The following is a 19,565-nucleotide window of genomic DNA, read 5'->3' on the forward strand; positions in this document are numbered from 1 at the left end:
TATGCATGTTGCAGATCCAATTTATGGCCCAATCTATATTCATGATAGAGATATCCTTCAATTAATAGATACAAAAGCATTTCAAAGGTTGGCCTATATTAAACAACAAGGACATACTTATTTTTTACATGAGAACGCAATACATACGAGGGAAGAACATTCGATAGGTGTATATGTACTAGTAAATAAAGTGATCGAACACCTTACTGAGATCGGTGATATACATTTATCGAAATATGAACGAAAGCTAGTATCTACTGTAGCTCTTCTACATGATGTTGGACATGGTCCGTATTCACATTGTTTTCAGCAAATATCAGGTGAAGATCATGGTGAGTGGACGATACGAATCATTCAAGAGGATGAAAAAATACGAGCGATTTTAAATCAGACTCATGGATTATTAGATGATGTAATGAAAGCTTTAACAGAAGATGGAGTTTTTCCAATTATAGATGAACTATTATTTAATTCATTAGGAATGGATCAATTAGATTTTTGGAATAGAGATTTATATTATTCCTCGCTTGAATTCGAGTGCTTGCGAATAGAAGGATTGATTGCTAATATGCGTTTTATTAACGGTAAACTGGTTATTGTAGAACAAGGAATCCCGTACATTGAACAACTAATGAAAATGAAAGAAGGGCTTTACAATAATGGCTTTGGCCATCCGTTTGTAGTAGGGAAAGACTTATTGTTGCAATCCATTTTTCAAAAGATAAAGGAGAAAAATCTTTCGTTCCATACTCCTGAGATACAAAATTTCTTTTATAAAAGAAAGCAGATAGAGATAGAGGACTTTCTTCCGTTACAAGATGAAATGATTATAAATGAAATAAAGTGCTTTGCAAAATCAGATGACATAGAAATAGCAGCATTAATCCATCTTTACTTCTCAGCAACTAAAAGTTTGTCATTTGAAAAAGGAATAGAAGGCGATTATAAAAAGGAAAATAGCACCGCAGTGGTAATAACTGAGAAAAAGGCTTACAGTTCATACGTAGGTGGTATTTATGTTTATAGTGAGGGGCAGCTAGATGACATTTTAGAAAAATCGAATTTCATTCAAGAGATAGTAAAATTGCCTAAAAAAGAATATGCGTATTCTTTTTAATTAGGTGTAGTAATTTGAAATGTAGATGAGGTGAAAATATGGATTGGCATGAACGTTTATTACAAATAGATGATTTATCAATTATATTAGAATGGTATAACAATGAGGAATTACAAAATATAGCAGATGTGAAATCATTTAAGCGATATACAATTGAAGAGCTTCGGCAGTATTGGACTGAAAAATTGTCGCGGTCTTATGCGAGCTATCATGTAATAGTAGTAGAAGATGAAGTAATAGGGAGAGTCGGATTAAAAAAGAAGAAATATGAAGATGCGTACATGATGGAATACTCTATCCTCATTGGTGTTTCGAATTTATATTCAAAAGGGCTTGGAACAGAGATTACAAAGTATTTTATTAGTAAATCATTTTTAGATCCTGATATAGAAGCTGTTGTATTACAAGTTAGGGAAGATAATAAGAGGGCCATTCGTTGTTATGAGAAAGCTGGATTTAAAAAAGAAAAATCGTATATAGAGAATCAAGTGAAAGTGTATGATATGCACAGAGTTAAGAAAGAAGAAACAATATAGAAAAATACACGCAGTTAATTCGGAATATAATGTTAATTTAGGGGGATGAAATACATGAAACATAAAATTGGTGTACTGGCAGATGTACATGGAAATGCAACTGCTTTAAAAGCAGTTATCGAAGATTCTTTGAAAGAAGGTGTGACTGATTATTGGTTTTTAGGAGATTTAATTATGCCTGGTCCTGGATCGAATGATTTATTTGAAATGTTAGATAGTGTTAACGTTGATACTTATGTACAAGGAAACTGGGAAGATAGCTTTCTTGACGTTCTTAATAAAAACATTGATATTGATAACGCAACCGATATTTATGTTTCTAGATTAGTTCAGTATCAATGTGAAAACTTGGATAAAAACTATATTAATCATATTAAAAATTTACCATTATATATAACAAAACAGGTTAATGATTTATCAATAAGTATTAGTCATAATCTACAAAATAAAAATTACGGAGGGGATTTATGGCCCACTAATAATCAAGAACAGTTTGATCGGTTATTTGATTGTGATTATGATATTGCGATTTACGCTCATACCCACCATCAATTGTTGCGCTATAGTAGCAATGATCAATTAATTATTAACCCAGGAACAGTTGGACAACCTTTTTACAAGTGGAATAAGCTAAACTCTGACTTACGTGCTCAGTATGCAATTCTTGAAATTGATGAGGCAGGGATTACTGACGTGAGGTTTAAAAAGGTTTTTTACGATGTAGAAAAGGAATATAAAAATGCCACTAATAAAAATCTTCCTTATATTGATTTATACCGTGAGCTGCTAGAGACAGGAAAAACTCATACGCATGATATTGAATTATTACAAGAAATTAATGATAAATATAATTATAAAAATGAAGTAATTAAGTTTATCGAGAAAATCTGATAGGAACTTAATAGAAAGAAATGAACATTGTTGAATGTTAGGTTAGTAATGATTTTTACATAATCAAGAGCTATTGTAGAACGAAACTTAAATGTAAAATGATTTGTGTAGTTTATATTGATTGAAAACAAGCATCCCCCTGTCATATACGTAGGACAGGGGGATGCTTGTTTTTTACGGTTTCACATCTAAGTTTTGTAAAAATAACGTTGCTGTTACGTAACGTTTCGCTAACATTTGTACATATGCGGTATGTACAGAAAGGGTCGCAATAATAATAGCGTTACGAATTGCTTCGCGTTGTTCGTTATTAATTTGATCGAACTTGCTTGCGATTTTATCAGCTTTTTCTTTTACGATGTTTTCAATTGTATGAACGGTATCTGTTGCATTTAATTGTAAGCAATTCCCTTGATTGAGTTCTTCAAATAGAGAAGAGTATGCTACATATAAATGAACAGGATTGATTAAATCATCACTTCGATCGGCTGGGTCATTTACAATAAGGCGTAATAGCTTACGAATGGATTCAAAATCAAGTGCTGTTTTTAAATCTTCGACAATAAATAGTAAGGCTGCTTGTTCAATTGAATATTTTTTCCCTTTTTGAGGAGAGCCAATCATTTCTTTTATATCTCGTTTCACCCAGTTTTGCATAGCAGTTACAGAGAAACTTGTGTTTTCAATCTGATTGCCAAGCGCAACTATTTCATTTAAAGAAAAACCGACATCAGTATCGTCAATTTTAATCAGCTTTTCAAAAATAGGTGAAAGTGCGGTAGTAATAAAAGCTGTAACGCTTTGTCCGCTTTCAATATCTTTTTTATGTGACTTTGCCCAAGCTTCTTGTAAAATACCGAGAGGCTTTTTCGTATTCCATCCTCTTAGTGATAGAAGAAGGGTAGCCATTTCGTTTCGTGTGAGATGAAATGTTTCCATCTTTTCACCTCCAAAATAATAAAAAGTTCTTATGAACTTATAATATGTTTTGTTTCATTTAAAGTCAATTCTGTTTTGCTTAATTTTTCCTTTGTGACCAAACTGTTGAAAGTAAATAATACTTGCATATTTCGACAAAAGTTCATATAATAAGTTCATAAGAACCTTTAAAATGTTCTTAAAAACAAATCTATCATTCTAAATTTACAAGAAAGATAGATTTCACATATATCTATATAAAAGGAGAATGGATATAATATGTTGAAAAAACTTGTAGCAGTAATGACAGCATTCATGGTTATCTTTGGAGCTAGTAGCTTCATGTTTGTAGATCACGCAGCAGCGAAGAGTTACAAATCTGGTAAAAAATCATTTACACCAAGTTCAGGTCAAAAGTCAAAAGTTGATTTAAACAAAAAAGACTCAAACGTGAATTCTCAAAAAACGAATCCAGATTCAAAAACAAAAGCAACAAACACAGCGCCAAAAAGTAATAAAGGAAGCTTTATGAAAGGTTTATTACTAGGTGGTCTTGGTGGTTTACTAATGGGTAGCTTATTTGCAAATATGGGAGCTCTTGGTTCTGTATTAGCGTTTATGGTAAATATGTTAGTAATGGCTGGTATCGTAATGTTAGCAGTTCGTGCATTTAAATACTTCAAAGATCAACGTAAGAAAAAGGCAGATGAAGTAGCATGGAAACAATAAAAATTTCTGAGCAAGAGCTTATAAATGCGCTTTGCGTATATATCGCTGAAAAAAGACAAGTGGGTCCAGAAGAAGTATTAGTTGAACTAATGTATGATGATGAGTATGGTTTCTCTGCTGAAGTAGAGGTAAATGGTCGTCAACAAATTTTAATTCAAGCGAACTTAATCGAGGCACTACGCTTATTACTTGACAGAGAATACAATGTCAATTCATTCGCAGCAAGATTACAACTTGAATTAGATGATGAAGAAGGCATTTATGCATTAGCGAAATTTAATAACTCGGATGAGTAGTGAAAAGAGCTGTTGAGAGTAATCTCAGCAGCTCTTTTTAGTATGTGCATATGTGGTGGAATAATCACGCCAAATTTCATTCATTTTTCGTCTACCAGCATCAATCATTGGATTAAACTGAATCGCAGCATGATGGCGTACGGTGTGAACATGTTGGATTGCTTGTTGTAAGTGTTGTTCAACTGAATTTGATTTTATATTAGCTTGTTTTACGATTGAATATCCAGCGACACTCCCTTGCGCCATCGCGATTTTCCCATTTTCAATCCCAGTAATATTTCCGGCTACAAATAAACCTGGAAGAGAGGTTTCCATTGTTTCGGAATGAAGAGGGACGTGTCCACCTAATTCTGGGATGTAATGGAAAGGGCATCCAGCTACAGCAGCAAGCTCAGCAAGCGGATATAAACCTCCAGCGATACAAACGAAATCTGCCTCATATATCTTCTCTGATCCATTCATAATGTTTCCTTTAGAATCAATAGTAGCAACACGAACACCTTCAACTTGATCTGTTCCAATAATTTCAAGTGCAGCTTTCCGAAGATGAAGTGGTGTCCCGTTTATTTTCATTCCGTTATTTGGATAGAAGGTTAATCCGGCTTTTCGAATCCAATCATATTTCATAAAACGGCTACCTATACGCAAAAAAGCAGAAGGAGCGAGATGAGCTGCATTTAAAAGGGAGTTCAAAACTTCTTCTGGTTCACCCGCTTTTTGGCTTAACTCACTTTTTTCAGGTAGTACGATATGATCCACTTTAATTCCAGCTAATTGCAATTCATTTAAAATGGCGAATGATAAAATGTTAGCACCAATAATGATTCCTTTTTTTCCGACTTGCACGCGATGAACATTTGTCATAACTTGAGCCGCTCCAATTGACATAACTCCTGGAAGTGTCCAGCCAGGAAGGGGGATAGAATACTCCGCAGCGCCAGTAGCAATTAATACGAACGGAGCTTCTAACGTACCGATATTTGTATGTACGAACCAAGAACTATCATCTTTATCTAAATTATAGACGGAAACACCGCACCGAATATCGACTGACAGTGATTCGGCTTCTTCGTAAAGACGTTTTGCTTCTTCAATTCCGTTCCACCATTCTCCAGTAGGCTCTTGATGTAACTGTCCTAACAATCTCCCGCCAGGTTTCATAAATTCATCAATAACAAGTACGTTAAGTCCAAAACGTGCACAAGAGATGGAAGCTGATAATCCTGCCGGCCCTGCACCAATAATAATTACATCGATCATCGCTTTTTCACCATCTCTCTCACGATATTTGGATGCTGTTTTCCGCTTTCAACAATCATATTGTTGTCTACAACTGTTAAGCATGCGCGTACATTCGTTTGATTATTTACTGTCACACGGCATTCTGAACAATGACCGATATTACAATAAATACCTCGCGGGTTCCCGCTATCTTCATGTACGCGTAGCGTTCGTATTCCATTTGCTAGCAGGGCAGCAGCAATTGTTTCATGCTCATATGCTTCATATTGTTGCCCGTTAAATTGAAAAGTGATGCGCTGACTATTATGTAAACTACCTAAAATAGGGTGATGTGTAATTCTACTCATTTATTATCACCTACCGTTCCAAAGGTAACAGCACGTATTGGTGGTTGATATTTTAACGGTATTTCATTAGGAGTTACGTCAGGATTTGCACTTTCAATCATTCGATCTAACATCATTCTACATGTGCGGCCACCGCAAAATCCCATACCGGCACGTGTTCTTAGTTTTAATTCTCTTGCCGAGCATTTATATTCAGCAATTGTCGATTGAAGTTGTCCGTATGTAACCTCTTCACAACGACAAACAATTAAGTTCTCTTTATTCGTCATATGTATTCCTCCTCTAGTTCGGTTTGCACAAATTATAATGCAAAAACTATGCCAATATAGAGGAGTTAAGAATTATCCGGCATTAACGGGCAGTAAGACCCCACCGCAAAATCCAGCGAAAGTAAAGAAGTTAGGAGGGGGATCACCTGCCCGTAAAAGCCTGATTGGTGAGGGCTGATAATCAAGTGGGGATGAACAAAACCCCCACTGATTAATGCTTCACTTTATTGTAACCCAAGTTTTTTTAAACGATTATATAAAGTGGCTCGCGTTACCCCAAGTTGTTTCGCACATTCTAATTTATTCCCCTTTAAAATGTGTAAAGCTCTTTCAATGACTTTTTTCTCATGTTCATCCATCTCTTCTTGTAAAGAAAGAATCGTATAATTATTGTTGAGTAATAGGGAATGAGACGTATGATTGTCTAAAGTATCATTTGTATGAAATGGTAAATATTCTTGTTTTATAATACCGTCTGTCGCAAATACGACGAGTCTCTCAACTACATTTCGAAGTTCACGAATATTACCAGGCCAATCGTAATGAAGTAGTTCATGCATAATGCTTGAAGGTAAGTCACGAATAGGTCTGTTATAGTTAATCGAAAAATCGTTTAAGAAAGAGTATGTTAATTCAATAATATCTTCTCGTCTTTCTCGCAGCGGTGGAATCTGTAAGCTAACTACATTTAAACGATAGTATAAATCTTCTCGGAAAGTTCCTTTTCGCATTTCTTCTTGTAAATCACGATTTGTAGCAGCGATAATACGGAAATCAATATTTATTTCTTTCTCTCCACCAACTCGGTAATACTTTCTTTCTTGCAATACACGTAAAAGTTTCACTTGCATATCGAGAGGCATTTCACCTATTTCATCAAGGAACAAAGTACCACCTTGAGCGAGCTCTATTTTACCTTTTTTTCCTTTACTATTCGCTCCAGAAAACGCCCCACGTTCATATCCGAATAATTCACTTTCAAATAACGCTTCTGGAATTGCGCCGCAGTTAATTGAAATGAAAGGCGCCTTTGCTGCCTCACTTGCTTCATGTATTGCTTTCGCAAATACTTCTTTTCCGACACCGCTTTCGCCGAGTATTAAAACGGTTGATTTCACTGAACAGACCTTTCTAGCTAATTGAATAGTCCTTTGTATAACAGGGCTTTTTCCATTCATCGCGAGGAAAGGATCGGATGTATCTTTATATTTTGCTACTTCTTGCTCTAATCGGTGCATTTCATGTGACATATTAAATAGTTTTTCATTCAATACAACTTGATTTGTCACATCTGTTTCTGAAACGACTGCTCCTATAATTTCATCGTTACAGAAAACGGGGTTTGAATTTATTAATACGAACAAATCAGGACGAGGCTGATGGAATTGAGCGATTATACTTTTTCCGTCATGCAATGATTGCAAGATTTCCAAGTCTTTATAATCAAAAAAACGAGTAATTGGTTGTCCAATAATTTCATTATGATTAACCGAAAAGATTTTTTCAGCACCATCTGTCCACGTACGGACACATTCTTTTTCATCAATGACTGTAACAGAAGAATCAGTCGTTTGAATTACAGTGTTATAAAAAGATTGTAGCTCAGTGTAAGACTTATAAAGAAACGGAATCATTTGCTGAGCCGTTATACAACATATTGGCTCTTCGTTTTTGTTAATGATGACAACGGCTAATGCATGTGAAAGTGCATCAATTAAAGTTGTGAATGAGTCGTCCTCATATATATAGCCGCAACTATATTCTTCTGTAGTAGAAGGGAGGTAATAAAATGTCCCATCTACTTTGTTAATGTGTTTCATGCTACTTGTATAATCGATAGACAAAATGTTCATAAACTCTTTGATTGTTGGAAATGAAAATGTCATAGCGTCCTCCTGATATGTATAAAAATTTAGACAGTGATAAAAAAATAATACACCTATTTACGATAAATTTAAAATATTTTTACAAATAAAAATATTATTTATAAAAAGTGTATATATGTAGAGTTGGCACGTCAATTGCATAAAAGAAAATGAGAGATGTAAGTGAAAGGAGGGGTGTTTTGTGAGGCACTGTGACGTTTTAATAATAGGTGGTGGAATTATAGGATGTTCTATTGCATATTACACTTCAAAATACGGAAGAGACGTAACAATCATTGAAAAAGGTGAGTTTGTCAGTGGGACGTCTTCACGGTGTGACGGAAACATTTTGGCGATTGATAAAGACCCAGGGTTTGATAGTCAAATGTCATTAGTAAGTCAAAAATTAGTAACAGATTTAAGTGAGGAGTTGGAGCACTCATTTGAATATAGGGCGCCAGGAAGTATTCTAGTCTGTGAATCAGACGAAGAGATGGAGGCAGCGCAGCAATGGGTGAATCGTCAAAAAGATGCTGGGTTACCGTTTCGAATGCTTGATAGGCAAGATATAAGAGAGGAATCACCATTTTTTGCGGATGATTTATTGGGTGGTTTAGAATGCGCAACTGATTCTACTGTAAATCCATATCTCCTTGCATTTTCACTTCTAGCAGAGTCGAAAAAAATGGGTGTGAAAGCGATTAATCATACAGAAGTAAAAGAAATGAAAAGAGATATAGACGGCTCCTTTATTGTAGAAACGACAAATGGGACGTTTACTGCGAAGCAAGTTGTGAACGCAGCCGGTGTGTGGGCTCCTAAAATCGGGCAGATGTTAGATGTAAATATTCCAATCGAACCGAGAAAAGGGCATATTATTGTAGCCTCAAGGCAACAACATGTAGGTTGCCGTAAAGTAATGGAATTTGGTTATTTAATTTCTAAATTTGGCGGAAAACGAAAAGTGGATGCTTTAACGGAAAAATACGGGGTAGCTCTTGTATTTGAACCGACAGAAAGCCAAAATTTTTTAATTGGTAGTAGTCGAGAGTTTGTAGGATTTCATACGAGAATTAACAACGAGGTTATTAAATGCATTGCGAACAGAGCAATTCGTTTTTATCCGAAAATGGCAGATATGATGGTGATTCGTTCATATGCCGGCTTACGTCCGTGGACAGAAGATCATTTGCCAATTATTTCACGAGTGGATCATATTCCGAATTATTATATTGCAGCTGGACATGAAGGTGATGGAATTAGTCTTGCGGCAGTTACTGGGAAAGTGATTGAAGAGTTATTAAATGAAAAAGAAACAATTATTCCTATTGAACCACTTCGTTTGAGTCGTTTTACAGAAAGGGTGTTAAACGGATGAGGTCACAAAGAGTCTTTACGACGATTGATACACATACGGGCGGGAATCCAACGAGGACATTAATTAGCGGACTTCCTAAGTTAATTGGAGAGACGATGGCAGAGAAGATGTTACATATGAAAAAGGAATATGACTGGATTCGCAAATTGTTAATGAATGAGCCGCGTGGTCATGATGTAATGTCTGGAGCATTGTTAACAGATCCGTGTCATCCTGAAGCTGATATAGGCGTTATATACATAGAGACAGGTGGATATTTACCGATGTGTGGTCACGATACAATTGGTGTGTGTACAGCTTTAATTGAATCAGGTTTAATTCCAATAGTTGAACCGATTACTTCTTTAAAGCTTGATACACCAGCCGGCTTAGTTGAAGTGGATATTACTGTTCAAAATGGAAAGGCGAAAGAAGTTTCATTCTGTAACATACCAGCTTTTTTACTGAAAAATATTACTGTACAAGTCGAAGGAATTGGAACTGTAGAGGCTGATATTGCGTATGGAGGGAATTTTTATGCCATTATCGATGCGAAGTCAGTAGGTTTAGAGTTAGTACCAGAAAATGCATCCATAATTATTGATAAGGCGATTCATATTCGAAACACAATAAATGAGAAGTTTGAAATTATTCATCCAGAGTATTCGTTTATAAAAGGATTAACACATGTTGAATTTTATACAGATCCTACTCATAAAAGTGCGCATGTGAAAAATACAGTTGTTGTTCCGCCAGGAGGAATTGATCGATCTCCATGTGGTACAGGAACATCAGCGAAGTTAGCTGTATTATACGCTCATAAAAAAATCGACATCGATGAAGAATTTGTTCATGAGAGTATTGTAGGTTCACTATTTAAAGGGTGTGTCATCAATACAACATATGTAGAAAATATTGAAGCGGTAGTAACAAAGATTACCGGCTCAGCTTGGCTTATGGGGATGCATAGATTTTTCTACAATGAAAAGGATCCACTGAAAGAAGGCTTTTTGCTAATTCCGCCGATGGAACATGAAACGGAGGATGTAAAATGAACATTCAAAAAATGTATACAGCAGTAGATGTGCACGTAGCTGGCGAAGCGTTTCGTGTAATAAAGGACGTACCATGCAAATACTACTACAGTTTAGAACATTTAAATGAACAATTTTCAGGCGAATTAGCAGAAGAAATGCAGCTTTTATTAAATGAACCACGTGGTTTTATTGGGTTAAATGGAGGTATTGTCGTTCCTTCTATTCATAAGGAAGTGGATGCAGCTGTGTTATTTTTTAATCATGAAGGAACCATTCCTCTTCATTATGGAGGTATTGTCGCAGTAATAACGATGTTACTAGAAAGTGGATATTTAAAAAAGAGAGAGTCTAATCAATACAAAATTGAAACACTATCTGGAATATTTTCAGTCCATGCCTATGTAGTGGATGATGAAGTGATATCGGTGTCGTTTGAAAGTAAACTATGTTATATGGTTGAGAAAGATTTGAAGATTGGTAATATACGTTACTCTCTTATACAGGCTGATAAAGTATATGCAGTTGTAGAAAAGGATGCATATTCACCAGAAATTGGTATTAAAAATATCTCTGAATTAAAGAAATGGGGAGAAGCTACACTTCAAGCGATACAAAAACAGTCGCTTATAAAAAGACTTATTTTAGTAGATTCTTCGCAAACAGAAGAGAAACATATAAAGTCGATTACATTTCATGAAGATAACTTTATTGTCCGTTCTCCCGGTTTTGTTTCTACTATTGTGTCCTATGTACATGCGTTATTTAATAATGAGTATATAACGGATAAACCTTTTAAAAATGAAAGTATATTTAATAGCTTTATAACAGTAGAAAAAGTGAAGAAAGAAGAATTAGGATATATTTTCCGTTTTGAGAGTAGAGGATTTATTACAGGGATGCAGACGTTTCTATTAGACCCTACTGATCCATTTCCAACAGGTTTTTTATTAAAATAAAATGTTAAAGGGAGAGATAAATATGCAAAAAATTAAAGGGGCATTTCCAGTATTAATAACACCAATGGATGAATTTCAAGAGATTGATTGGAAAGGTGTAAAACAAAACGTAAACTACTTTATTGAGCAAAAGGTAGCTGGAATTATTATTAATGGAAGTACGGGGGAGTTTGTTAGTTTATCAAAAGAAGAACGATTTAACATGGTAGAAACAGTATTAAAAGAAGTCGATGGCCGTATTCCAGTCATTGTTGGAACTGCAGCAGAAACGACGAAAGAAACGATTGAATATACGAAACATGCAGAAGCACACGGAGCGGATTGCGCATTAATTATAAACTCTTACTATTGTAAACCGAAGGAAGAGGAAATTTATTTTCATTTTAAAGAAATCTCACACGCTGTAAATATACCAATTATGTTATACAATAATCCATTTACTTCTGGTGTTGATATGAGTACAGAGCTAATGCTTCGAATTGGAAAAGAGTGTGAAAATGTTACACATATTAAAGAGTCTAGTGGAGATATTCGTAAAGCAAGAGATTTAGTAAGACAAGGCGAAGGTGCTTTTCAAGTTTTCTGCGGATCTGAAGATTTAGTAATGGAGTCTTATTTAGTTGGTGCCTCGGGATGGGTTTCAGTTGCAGGAAATATCGTACCAGGACTCGTTACGAAAATGTATGAGCATTTTCAAAATGGTGAATTAGAAAAAGCATGGGAGATAAACGATGCGATTTTACCGCTTTGTGAATTTCTTGAAGGATCAGGGAAATATGTACAAATTGTTAAACGGTCAATGGAATTACACGGGCAAGTTGGAGGACCTTCTCGTTATCCGAGATTAGGATTAACTGAAGTAGAAGATCAAAAGCTTCAAACGATATTATCCGAAATCGCAGCTCATGCAGCTGTTTAAATAGGGAGGCGTGTATATATGTTAACGACAAACATTGAGCTAAAACCAAAAGTGAAAGCGTTTTTAAATGAAGAGATTAAAATGTTTATTAATGGTGAATTTGTTCCTTCTATTAGCGGGAAGACGTTTGAAACATATAATCCAGCAACAGAGGATGTTTTAGCTGTCGTATGTGAAGCACAAGAAGAAGATATTGATGTCGCAGTAAAAGCCGCGAGATTGGCCTTTGAATCAGGCCCTTGGACAGAAATGACTACTGCTGAAAGAGCACATCTTATATATAAACTAGCGGATTTAATTGAAGAACATAAAGAAGAATTAGCACAGCTAGAAGCATTAGATAATGGAAAACCATATCAAGTAGCACTTGAAGATGATATTGCAGCGACGGTTGAAAACTACCGTTATTATGCAGGTTGGGCTACAAAAATTATCGGACAAACAATTCCGATTTCAAAAGATTACTTAAATTACACACGCCATGAACCGGTTGGTGTTGTAGGTCAAATTATTCCGTGGAATTTTCCGCTCGTTATGTCTTCTTGGAAAATGGGAGCTGCACTTGCAACTGGTTGTACGATTGTATTAAAACCTGCAGAACAAACACCTTTATCGTTGCTATATACAGCAAAACTTTTTAAAGAAGCTGGTTTTCCAAACGGTGTTGTAAACTTTGTACCAGGTTTCGGCCCTGAAGCAGGAGCTGCGATAGTAAATCATCATGATATTGATAAAGTTGCTTTTACAGGATCTACTGTTACAGGAAAATATATTATGCGTCAATCTGCAGAAACAATTAAACATGTAACGTTAGAGCTTGGTGGTAAGTCACCAAATATCATTTTAGAAGATGCTGATTTAGAAGAAGCGATTAATGGTGCATTCCAAGGGATTATGTATAATCATGGCCAAAATTGTAGTGCGGGATCCCGCGTATTCGTTCATCGGAAGCATTATGAAACGGTAGTAGAAGAGTTAGTAAAAAGGGCAAATAATATTAAACTTGGAGCTGGGATGGAAACAGATACAGAAATGGGGCCACTCGTATCTAAAAAACAACAAGAGCGTGTGCTGCATTATATTGAACAAGGAAAGAAGGAAGGTGCTACTGTTGCAGCTGGTGGTGAACGTGCATTTGAAAAAGGCTATTTTGTTCAGCCAACTGTATTCACAAATGTTACTGATGATATGACAATTGTTAAGGAAGAAATCTTTGGACCGGTTGTCGTTGTACTTCCATTCGATTCAACAGAAGAGGTAATCGAAAGGGCAAATCACTCTTCATATGGACTTGCAGCAGGCGTATGGACACAAAATATTAAAACAGGACATCAAGTTGCCAATAAATTAAAGGCAGGAACAGTATGGATTAATGATTATAACTTAGAAAATGCAGCTGCACCATTTGGTGGATATAAGCAATCTGGTATTGGGCGCGAACTAGGTTCCTATGCGCTTGATAATTATACAGAAGTGAAGAGTGTTTGGGTTAATATTAAGTGAAAAACTAGTTTGTGAGAGTCTTGCAGACGATGAATAGTGAGATAAAAGAATGATGAAATAGTATGAGAAGCGGACAACTGGAATGTGGGATAAAGGTTGTCCGTTTTCTTATATATAAAATTACTTTTTCAAAAGAATGATAAGGGGGATTTGGATGGAAAAGTTAGTAGAGTGGTTAGTGGGGCAAGTATGGAGTATAGGTTTAGTTGTTTTCGCATTAGGAGCAGGAGTGTATTTTACCATTGCGACTCGTTTTTTACAGATTCGTTATTTTAAAGAGATGATTAAGCTACTTTTTGAAGGGAAAAGTTCAGAGACTGGAATATCATCCTTCCAAGCATTTTGTTTGGCTCTATCAGGAAGGGTTGGAATAGGTAATATCGCAGGGGTAGCAACAGCGATAGCTTTTGGAGGACCGGGCGCTGTATTTTGGATGTGGGTGATGGCACTTTTAGGAGCCGCTAGCGCATTTGTTGAATCAACATTATCTCAAGTATACAAAAGTAAAGTAGGAAATGAATATCGTGGTGGTACACCATATTTCATTGAGAAAGGTTTAAAAATGAAATGGTTTGCAGTCATTGTAGCGGTAGTTGTAACACTTTCATACGGCGTTTTATTACCAGGTATTCAATCGAGTAGTATCGCTGTTGGATTTGAAAACTCTAACGGTATTAGTAAATATGTAACAGGTATATTTTTAGTTGTGTTACTAGCAGCGATTATTTTTGGGGGAGTAAAAAGAATTGCTGGTGTGTCACAAATGTTAGTACCTTTTATGGCAATTGGCTATGTAATTGTTACATGCATCATTTTAATTGCAAATGTAACAGAAATTCCAAGTATGTTTGCTTTAATTTTCTCAAGTGCATTTGGTGTAAATGAAATGTTTGGCGGAATCGTTGGTGCAGCAATTGCATGGGGTGTAAAGCGAGCGGTGTTTTCAAACGTTGCAGGTGTTGGAGAGGCAACATATAGTTCGGCTGCTGCAGAAGTATCGCATCCTGCAAAACAAGGGTTAGTTCAAGCGTTTTCTGTATATATCGATACAATTGTAGTTTGTACAGCGACAGCGCTTATGATATTAATAACAGGTATGTACAATGTTATACCTGAAGGGAAAAGTGCAATTGTACAAAATATAGGCAATGTAGAAGCAGGTCCTATTTATACACAACAAGCAGTTGAAACTGTTATGACTGGATTTGGTCCAATATTTATTTCAATCGCAATCTTCTTCTTCGCATTTACAACTTTGCTTGCTTATTACTATATCGCAGAAACGACTCTCACTTATTTAGATCGTAAATTGAAATATGGATGGTTAAAACCAGTTTTAAAAATTGGATTTTTAATTATGGTATACATCGGTAGCGTAGAATCAGCTTCACTTTTATGGAATCTTGGAGATTTAGGAATCGGTAGTATGGCATGGTTAAACCTTATTGCGATCCTATTATTAAGCAAAACCGCATTAAAAGTGTTAAAAGATTATGAGGCGCAGAAAAAAGAAGGGAAAGATCCAATATTTGATCCTAAAAAAGTAGGAATGGAAGGTTTAACGATTTGGGAAGAGCGAAGTAAAGAGGGAGAAAGGAAAAGTTCTAAAGAAAAAATGTCGGTGGATGATGGGCTGAAACTGTAAACGTGTAAATTTAAAAGTTTAATAAACTGAAAATTCCTTCTATTTTTAAAGTGAATATTTGTATATATCATTCATTTTATCTCATACTAAAGTAAGTGTAAAAAAATGAATGGAGGATATACGATGGAAAATCAACAATTTGGCTCTATAAATGATGTATTACTTCATTACAAAGAAGGTATTGGGAATTTCACACAACAAATTCCTGAAATTGCAGAAACCTATAACGCTTTTACACAAGCGTGTTTTCAGGAGGGTGCATTAACTAAAAGAGAAAAACAGCTTATTGCATTAGGGATTAGTTTAGCAACACAAGACGAATATTGTACGATTTATCATACAAAGGGATGTATTGACCAAGGATGTTCTGATAAAGAAATTTTAGAAGCTTGTGGTGTTTCGACCGCGTTTGCTGGCGGAGCTGCAATGAGTCAAGCAGTAACTTTAGTACAAGAGTGTATGGTGGAATTAAAAAATCAAAGTCATTAAACTAGAAAACCCTCCTTAAAATATTATTTTAAGGAGGGTTTTCTAGTTTATCCTAATTTTTTTGAAAAAGTTTCAATTGCTTCATATAGTCGATAGCTTTTGTTTTATTTCTTTGCATAGAAACATATTGTGCCTCGTTTAAATGCCTATAATAATTTTTAAATATTTCTTCAGAAAGAATTCCATCAGACATGGCTTTTTTAACCGCGCATTGTGGTTCATTTGTATGTGAACAGTTAGAAAATTTACATTTCCTAGAGATATCAACTATATCTTCATATCCAATATTTAAGTTACCTTCATGATTTATTAAGTCAAATCCTATTTTACTAATAAGTAATCCCTCCACTTTTAAATGAGTTTTTTAGAAGCATACTTACAAATTGTATCGTTTTTAAGTTATGATTGTTTTAATATTCTGTATTCTTGTAAATTGATTTCTCTACATCAGGGAGAAGGGTGTATATGCTCTTCCCAATTAAAGATTCTAATTCATTCTTAATTGTATAGAATCCTTTCCAATGTGAAGAAGTATGAGAGGTTGTGCCATGACGTAAACCAACAGAAACCAATCTTCTTTCAAGCGTAGTAAAACCATCTGCATCAGCAAGAGCGTCGCAAAGAGTAATTACTTTATTGTATAAGTCATAGTCACTATGTTCATTCAATATTTCAATTAACCGGCTTTTCATATAATCGGGAACAAGGCTCCACTCTGCTGCGATATCTATATGCTCATTTTTGCAAGGAAATGAATGCGTCACACATATAACGGCGTTTCCTGTATACCCTAAATCATTCATATACATGTAACCATCATAGGAATGAATAACAGATTTAGTAAAACCTTTATATCTTCCTATATCATGCAGGAGAGCGGCATTATATGCTATATCAACATCTAAGTCATACCCATTTTTTATAAGTTCTACAATTATTTTTTCAGTTGCATTGGCAACATGAATTGAATGTTCGAACCAAGGACCTGGGTTTTGTTCATATGCCCAATCCAGTAATTTTCTTGCGTATTTCCTGTCTAATATATATTTCATATAGTGATCCTTTCTCTAAAAAATCGTATCTTAATTAATTTCATCTTAATATTTAATTATTCCTGCTATAAAAATTGTTAAAATGAAAACAAAAGGGGGAAAAGTAATGCGAAATTTAGTAATTGAAGAAATGAAGCAACTAGAAAATGAGATTGAAGATCTTTCTAAACTTTTGACAACGGTTGTAGATGATGGGGCATCAATTGGTTTTTTACCTCCACTGGAACAAAAAGAAGCAACAAATTATTGGCAAACGGTATTAGCACCAGAAGTAATATTGTATGTTGCTAAAATAAACAATGAAGTGGCAGGAAGTGTTCAATTACATTTGGTTACAAGGCCTAACGGGACCCATAGAGCTGAGATTTGCAAGTTAATGACTCATTCGAATTTTAGACGTAACGGTATTGGACGCTCACTTATGCAAAAAGCAGAGGAAAGAGCGAAACTAGAAAACAGATCTCTTTTAGTATTAGATACTAGAGAAGGAGATCCTTCCAATAGATTGTACAAGTCATTAGGCTTTCAAGAATCCGGTAAAATACCGGGGTATGCAATTTCTCCGGATGGTGAGTTAGATGCAACGGTTATTTATTATAAAATGATTTAGTTTTTTTCTTTTCATTCTTTAACTTCAAATTGAACGTTCAATTTGAAGTCCAGTTTATATAAGAGTTTAACAGGTTTTTAAGAGGTAGTATTAAAATAGGGATTTTGAAGCCATTTGGTGAATAGTAAATGTTAATCTAAAAGATGGAGGTTGCTGTGATGTTGAAACTGTTTCAATATAACTGGCAAGTTCGTGATGATTGGTTTACATGGTGCGAAGACATGTCGGCTGAAGAACTGGTAAAGAAACGGGTCGGTGGGTTCGGCAGTATACTACATACCCTATTTCATATTGTAGATGTGGAATATATGTGGATCTTAGGGTTGCGCGGCGAATCAGTCCCTGAGGAACCAGTGTTTGAAGAGTATGCCAGCTTACAAAAAGTGAAAAATCTTTCAGCTCAATACCGCGAGAAAGTGAAGCCGTTTGTGACTTCTTGGACAAATGAAATGGATTCTCGGAAACTTTCAAAAGCTGACTTCAAGGAAGAGCCGATTAGCTCAAGAGACGCACCAATTAGGCGCCGAGTCATTGAATGTACAAACGGAGAGTTAATACGTCATGTCATTGTCCACGAAATCCATCATATCGGCCAGTTATCTATATGGGCACGTGAGATAGGAAAGGAGCCAGTTTCCGCAAATCTGAGAGGGAGAGGGCTATTTGATAACTAGACTACCTTTGCCAAATTCGTAATTGCACGCTTTAATGGCACAAGGATCAAGTAATAATCAATCTTTTTCAAAACCCACTTTTTCTATTTATTATTTTATCTAGGTTTATAGAGTTAATGTAATCAAACTTTTTTCAACGCTACACTGTGATATATAATTGTAAGTAGTTAACAATAAAACGACAAAATAAATAATAGATGTGATAACTGGTAATTAATATACGTGAAGAATTGATATTTTTGTAGCTAAACGTATTTGAGAAAGTTTTTAGAGGGTTCTTTTAGTAATGCTCTTCCACTTATAATGGATGTAGAGAAGATGACTAGGCAACTATAGTTATTTTCGTTTCATTTTTGGGAAGGGGATGAAAGAATGAAAAAGACAAGTTTACAAAAGATGAAAAAAGTTATGTTAAGTGGTGGGATATTACTTACGGGATTATTAACATTTGGATTTTCAGAAAAGGCTTCAGCTCATGGGTATGTAGAATCACCAGCGAGCCGATCTTATTTATGTAAGCAAGGGGTAAATGTAAATTGCGGTCCAGTTCAATATGAACCACAAAGTGTAGAAGGAATAGGCGGCTTTCCGCAATTAGGACCTTCTGATGGACAAATTGCAGGTGCTGGTCATTTTCCTGCTTTAGACGCTCAATCAGTGGATAGGTGGAAGAAAGTTACGTTAAACGGCGGGACGAATACATTCAAGTGGAAACTAACGGCTCCTCATAGTACGAAAGAATGGAAATACTACATTACAAAGAAGGATTGGAATCCAAATATGCCTTTAACAAGGTCTAGTTTAGATGTAGTGCCGTTCTATGTGAAAAATGATGGCGGAGTTAGACCGGGGACAACAGTAACGCATGAAGCAAATGTACCAACTGATCGTAGTGGCTACCATCTTATTTTAGCTGTTTGGGAGATTGCGGACACTGGAAATGCATTTTATCAAGTTATTGATGTGAACCTTGTGAATAATGGTTTAAATTCCAATTTTGCGTTTAACAATGCAGTGCAAGTTCCTACACTATTTTAAATTAAATATACATTTTGATCATCTAATTCATTTTAGATGATCTTTTTTATGAAAAATATAGAAGAAAGTACAATT

The 19,565-nt window shown here is 35.3% G+C and carries 22 protein-coding genes; 15 read left to right on the plus strand and 7 right to left on the minus strand.

What is annotated here, in order from left to right:
• Position 1: 1 nt before the first annotated feature.
• The 3 genes from JDS95_RS15965 to JDS95_RS15975 are packed head-to-tail and all read left to right on the plus strand — an operon-like array spanning position 2 to position 2,544.
• Positions 2 to 1,117, plus strand: a complete 1,116-nt coding sequence (locus tag JDS95_RS15965) for an HD domain-containing protein (RefSeq protein ID WP_000557840.1) — start codon at positions 2 to 4, stop codon at positions 1,115 to 1,117.
• A 38-nt stretch (positions 1,118 to 1,155) separates the two neighbouring features.
• On the plus strand, positions 1,156 to 1,653 hold the full coding sequence (locus JDS95_RS15970) for a GNAT family N-acetyltransferase (protein WP_000383783.1): 498 nt from the start codon (positions 1,156 to 1,158) through the stop codon (positions 1,651 to 1,653).
• A gap of 54 nt (positions 1,654 to 1,707) precedes the next feature.
• A complete protein-coding gene (locus JDS95_RS15975; RefSeq protein WP_000680883.1) occupies positions 1,708 to 2,544 on the plus strand; it encodes a metallophosphoesterase family protein in 837 nt (278 codons plus the stop codon).
• A 174-nt stretch (positions 2,545 to 2,718) separates the two neighbouring features.
• On the opposite strand, the gene JDS95_RS15980 is transcribed toward JDS95_RS15975, so the two are convergent.
• Entirely contained in the window at positions 2,719 to 3,483 is a 765-nt protein-coding gene (locus tag JDS95_RS15980; protein ID WP_000447231.1) for a DUF1836 domain-containing protein, read from the minus strand.
• Between the two features lie 258 nt (positions 3,484 to 3,741).
• Here JDS95_RS15980 and JDS95_RS15985 point away from each other — a divergent pair, with 258 nt between their 5' ends.
• Positions 3,742 to 4,191 (plus strand): hypothetical protein, encoded by a 450-nt coding sequence (locus tag JDS95_RS15985; protein WP_000914476.1) that lies wholly within the window; start codon positions 3,742 to 3,744, stop codon positions 4,189 to 4,191.
• Entirely contained in the window at positions 4,179 to 4,487 is a 309-nt protein-coding gene (locus tag JDS95_RS15990; protein ID WP_000447764.1) for a YxcD family protein, read from the plus strand. The genes JDS95_RS15985 and JDS95_RS15990 overlap by 13 nt, the downstream gene beginning before the upstream one ends.
• 24 nt (positions 4,488 to 4,511) lie before the next feature.
• Here the strand turns inward: JDS95_RS15990 and JDS95_RS15995 are convergent, their stop codons facing one another.
• The 4 genes from JDS95_RS15995 to JDS95_RS16010 form a co-directional block, all read right to left on the minus strand.
• Positions 4,512 to 5,747, minus strand: coding sequence for an NAD(P)/FAD-dependent oxidoreductase (locus JDS95_RS15995; RefSeq protein ID WP_000567615.1), 1,236 nt, complete (start codon positions 5,745 to 5,747; stop codon positions 4,512 to 4,514).
• Complete coding sequence (locus JDS95_RS16000; protein WP_000087052.1) at positions 5,744 to 6,076, minus strand: (2Fe-2S)-binding protein; 333 nt, start codon at positions 6,074 to 6,076, stop codon at positions 5,744 to 5,746. The genes JDS95_RS15995 and JDS95_RS16000 overlap by 4 nt, the downstream gene beginning before the upstream one ends.
• On the minus strand, positions 6,073 to 6,345 hold the full coding sequence (locus JDS95_RS16005; RefSeq protein ID WP_000182287.1) for a (2Fe-2S)-binding protein: 273 nt from the start codon (positions 6,343 to 6,345) through the stop codon (positions 6,073 to 6,075). Before JDS95_RS16005 ends, JDS95_RS16000 begins: the two co-directional genes overlap by 4 nt.
• A 224-nt stretch (positions 6,346 to 6,569) precedes the next feature.
• Entirely contained in the window at positions 6,570 to 8,231 is a 1,662-nt protein-coding gene (locus JDS95_RS16010; RefSeq protein ID WP_000144299.1) for a sigma-54 interaction domain-containing protein, read from the minus strand.
• 181 nt (positions 8,232 to 8,412) lie between these two features.
• Here JDS95_RS16010 and JDS95_RS16015 point away from each other — a divergent pair, with 181 nt between their 5' ends.
• From JDS95_RS16015 to JDS95_RS16045, 7 genes are all read left to right on the plus strand, one after another.
• The gene (locus tag JDS95_RS16015; RefSeq protein WP_195754679.1) at positions 8,413 to 9,588 is read left to right on the plus strand and encodes an NAD(P)/FAD-dependent oxidoreductase; all 1,176 of its coding nucleotides are present in this window, start codon (positions 8,413 to 8,415) and stop codon (positions 9,586 to 9,588) included.
• On the plus strand, positions 9,585 to 10,622 hold the full coding sequence (locus JDS95_RS16020) for a proline racemase family protein (protein ID WP_001257526.1): 1,038 nt from the start codon (positions 9,585 to 9,587) through the stop codon (positions 10,620 to 10,622). The genes JDS95_RS16015 and JDS95_RS16020 overlap by 4 nt, the downstream gene beginning before the upstream one ends.
• Entirely contained in the window at positions 10,619 to 11,560 is a 942-nt protein-coding gene (locus tag JDS95_RS16025; protein WP_085450264.1) for a proline racemase family protein, read from the plus strand. Before JDS95_RS16020 ends, JDS95_RS16025 begins: the two co-directional genes overlap by 4 nt.
• Positions 11,561 to 11,582: 22 nt before the next feature.
• Positions 11,583 to 12,479: a 4-hydroxy-tetrahydrodipicolinate synthase gene (dapA, locus tag JDS95_RS16030; RefSeq protein WP_001169442.1), complete on the plus strand. Its 897-nt coding sequence runs from the start codon at positions 11,583 to 11,585 to the stop codon at positions 12,477 to 12,479.
• A gap of 18 nt (positions 12,480 to 12,497) precedes the next feature.
• Entirely contained in the window at positions 12,498 to 13,982 is a 1,485-nt protein-coding gene (locus tag JDS95_RS16035; RefSeq protein ID WP_000958331.1) for an aldehyde dehydrogenase family protein, read from the plus strand.
• A 154-nt stretch (positions 13,983 to 14,136) separates the two neighbouring features.
• A complete protein-coding gene (locus JDS95_RS16040) occupies positions 14,137 to 15,627 on the plus strand; it encodes an alanine/glycine:cation symporter family protein (protein WP_085450263.1) in 1,491 nt (496 codons plus the stop codon).
• A 123-nt stretch (positions 15,628 to 15,750) separates the two neighbouring features.
• Positions 15,751 to 16,116, plus strand: a complete 366-nt coding sequence (locus tag JDS95_RS16045; protein ID WP_000431413.1) for a carboxymuconolactone decarboxylase family protein — start codon at positions 15,751 to 15,753, stop codon at positions 16,114 to 16,116.
• Positions 16,117 to 16,168: 52 nt separating this feature from the next.
• Here the strand turns inward: JDS95_RS16045 and JDS95_RS16050 are convergent, their stop codons facing one another.
• On the minus strand, positions 16,169 to 16,465 hold the full coding sequence (locus JDS95_RS16050; protein WP_176220228.1) for a ribosome small subunit-dependent GTPase A: 297 nt from the start codon (positions 16,463 to 16,465) through the stop codon (positions 16,169 to 16,171).
• 61 nt (positions 16,466 to 16,526) lie between these two features.
• The gene (locus JDS95_RS16055; RefSeq protein WP_085450262.1) at positions 16,527 to 17,168 is read right to left on the minus strand and encodes an HD domain-containing protein; all 642 of its coding nucleotides are present in this window, start codon (positions 17,166 to 17,168) and stop codon (positions 16,527 to 16,529) included.
• A 106-nt stretch (positions 17,169 to 17,274) separates the two neighbouring features.
• On the opposite strand from JDS95_RS16055, the gene JDS95_RS16060 reads away from it, so the two are divergent.
• The 3 genes from JDS95_RS16060 to JDS95_RS16070 all read left to right on the plus strand — a co-directional run bounded on the left by JDS95_RS16060 (position 17,275) and on the right by JDS95_RS16070 (position 19,490).
• Positions 17,275 to 17,778, plus strand: coding sequence for a GNAT family N-acetyltransferase (locus JDS95_RS16060; protein WP_085450261.1), 504 nt, complete (start codon positions 17,275 to 17,277; stop codon positions 17,776 to 17,778).
• Positions 17,779 to 17,936: 158 nt separating this feature from the next.
• Entirely contained in the window at positions 17,937 to 18,452 is a 516-nt protein-coding gene (locus JDS95_RS16065; RefSeq protein WP_000915561.1) for a DinB family protein, read from the plus strand.
• A gap of 372 nt (positions 18,453 to 18,824) precedes the next feature.
• A complete protein-coding gene (locus JDS95_RS16070) occupies positions 18,825 to 19,490 on the plus strand; it encodes a lytic polysaccharide monooxygenase (RefSeq protein WP_000753785.1) in 666 nt (221 codons plus the stop codon).
• The last annotated feature ends 75 nt before the right edge of the window (positions 19,491 to 19,565 follow it).

Source organism: Bacillus cereus group sp. N24 (genome assembly GCF_016483345.1).
GTDB classification, from domain to species: Bacteria; Bacillota; Bacilli; order Bacillales; family Bacillaceae_G; genus Bacillus_A; species Bacillus_A toyonensis.

Bases quoted from the DNA above. Each gene is read 5' to 3' on its own strand.
- JDS95_RS15985 (WP_000914476.1), top strand. From the start codon at position 3,742: ATGTTGAAAAAACTTGTAGCAGTAATGACAGCATTCATGGTTATCTTT.
- JDS95_RS16045 (WP_000431413.1), top strand. From the start codon at position 15,751: ATGGAAAATCAACAATTTGGCTCTATAAATGATGTATTACTTCATTAC.
- JDS95_RS15980 (WP_000447231.1), bottom strand. From the start codon at position 3,483: ATGGAAACATTTCATCTCACACGAAACGAAATGGCTACCCTTCTTCTA.
- JDS95_RS15995 (WP_000567615.1), bottom strand. From the start codon at position 5,747: ATGATCGATGTAATTATTATTGGTGCAGGGCCGGCAGGATTATCAGCT.
- JDS95_RS16005 (WP_000182287.1), bottom strand. From the start codon at position 6,345: ATGACGAATAAAGAGAACTTAATTGTTTGTCGTTGTGAAGAGGTTACA.
- JDS95_RS16025 (WP_085450264.1), top strand. From the start codon at position 10,619: ATGAACATTCAAAAAATGTATACAGCAGTAGATGTGCACGTAGCTGGC.
- JDS95_RS15970 (WP_000383783.1), top strand. From the start codon at position 1,156: ATGGATTGGCATGAACGTTTATTACAAATAGATGATTTATCAATTATA.
- JDS95_RS16070 (WP_000753785.1), top strand. From the start codon at position 18,825: ATGAAAAAGACAAGTTTACAAAAGATGAAAAAAGTTATGTTAAGTGGT.
- JDS95_RS16035 (WP_000958331.1), top strand. From the start codon at position 12,498: ATGTTAACGACAAACATTGAGCTAAAACCAAAAGTGAAAGCGTTTTTA.
- JDS95_RS16000 (WP_000087052.1), bottom strand. From the start codon at position 6,076: ATGAGTAGAATTACACATCACCCTATTTTAGGTAGTTTACATAATAGT.
- JDS95_RS15975 (WP_000680883.1), top strand. From the start codon at position 1,708: ATGAAACATAAAATTGGTGTACTGGCAGATGTACATGGAAATGCAACT.
- JDS95_RS15990 (WP_000447764.1), top strand. From the start codon at position 4,179: ATGGAAACAATAAAAATTTCTGAGCAAGAGCTTATAAATGCGCTTTGC.
- JDS95_RS15965 (WP_000557840.1), top strand. From the start codon at position 2: ATGCATGTTGCAGATCCAATTTATGGCCCAATCTATATTCATGATAGA.
- dapA (WP_001169442.1), top strand. From the start codon at position 11,583: ATGCAAAAAATTAAAGGGGCATTTCCAGTATTAATAACACCAATGGAT.
- JDS95_RS16020 (WP_001257526.1), top strand. From the start codon at position 9,585: ATGAGGTCACAAAGAGTCTTTACGACGATTGATACACATACGGGCGGG.
- JDS95_RS16065 (WP_000915561.1), top strand. From the start codon at position 17,937: ATGTTGAAACTGTTTCAATATAACTGGCAAGTTCGTGATGATTGGTTT.
- JDS95_RS16040 (WP_085450263.1), top strand. From the start codon at position 14,137: ATGGAAAAGTTAGTAGAGTGGTTAGTGGGGCAAGTATGGAGTATAGGT.
- JDS95_RS16060 (WP_085450261.1), top strand. From the start codon at position 17,275: ATGCGAAATTTAGTAATTGAAGAAATGAAGCAACTAGAAAATGAGATT.
- JDS95_RS16010 (WP_000144299.1), bottom strand. From the start codon at position 8,231: ATGACATTTTCATTTCCAACAATCAAAGAGTTTATGAACATTTTGTCT.
- JDS95_RS16055 (WP_085450262.1), bottom strand. From the start codon at position 17,168: ATGAAATATATATTAGACAGGAAATACGCAAGAAAATTACTGGATTGG.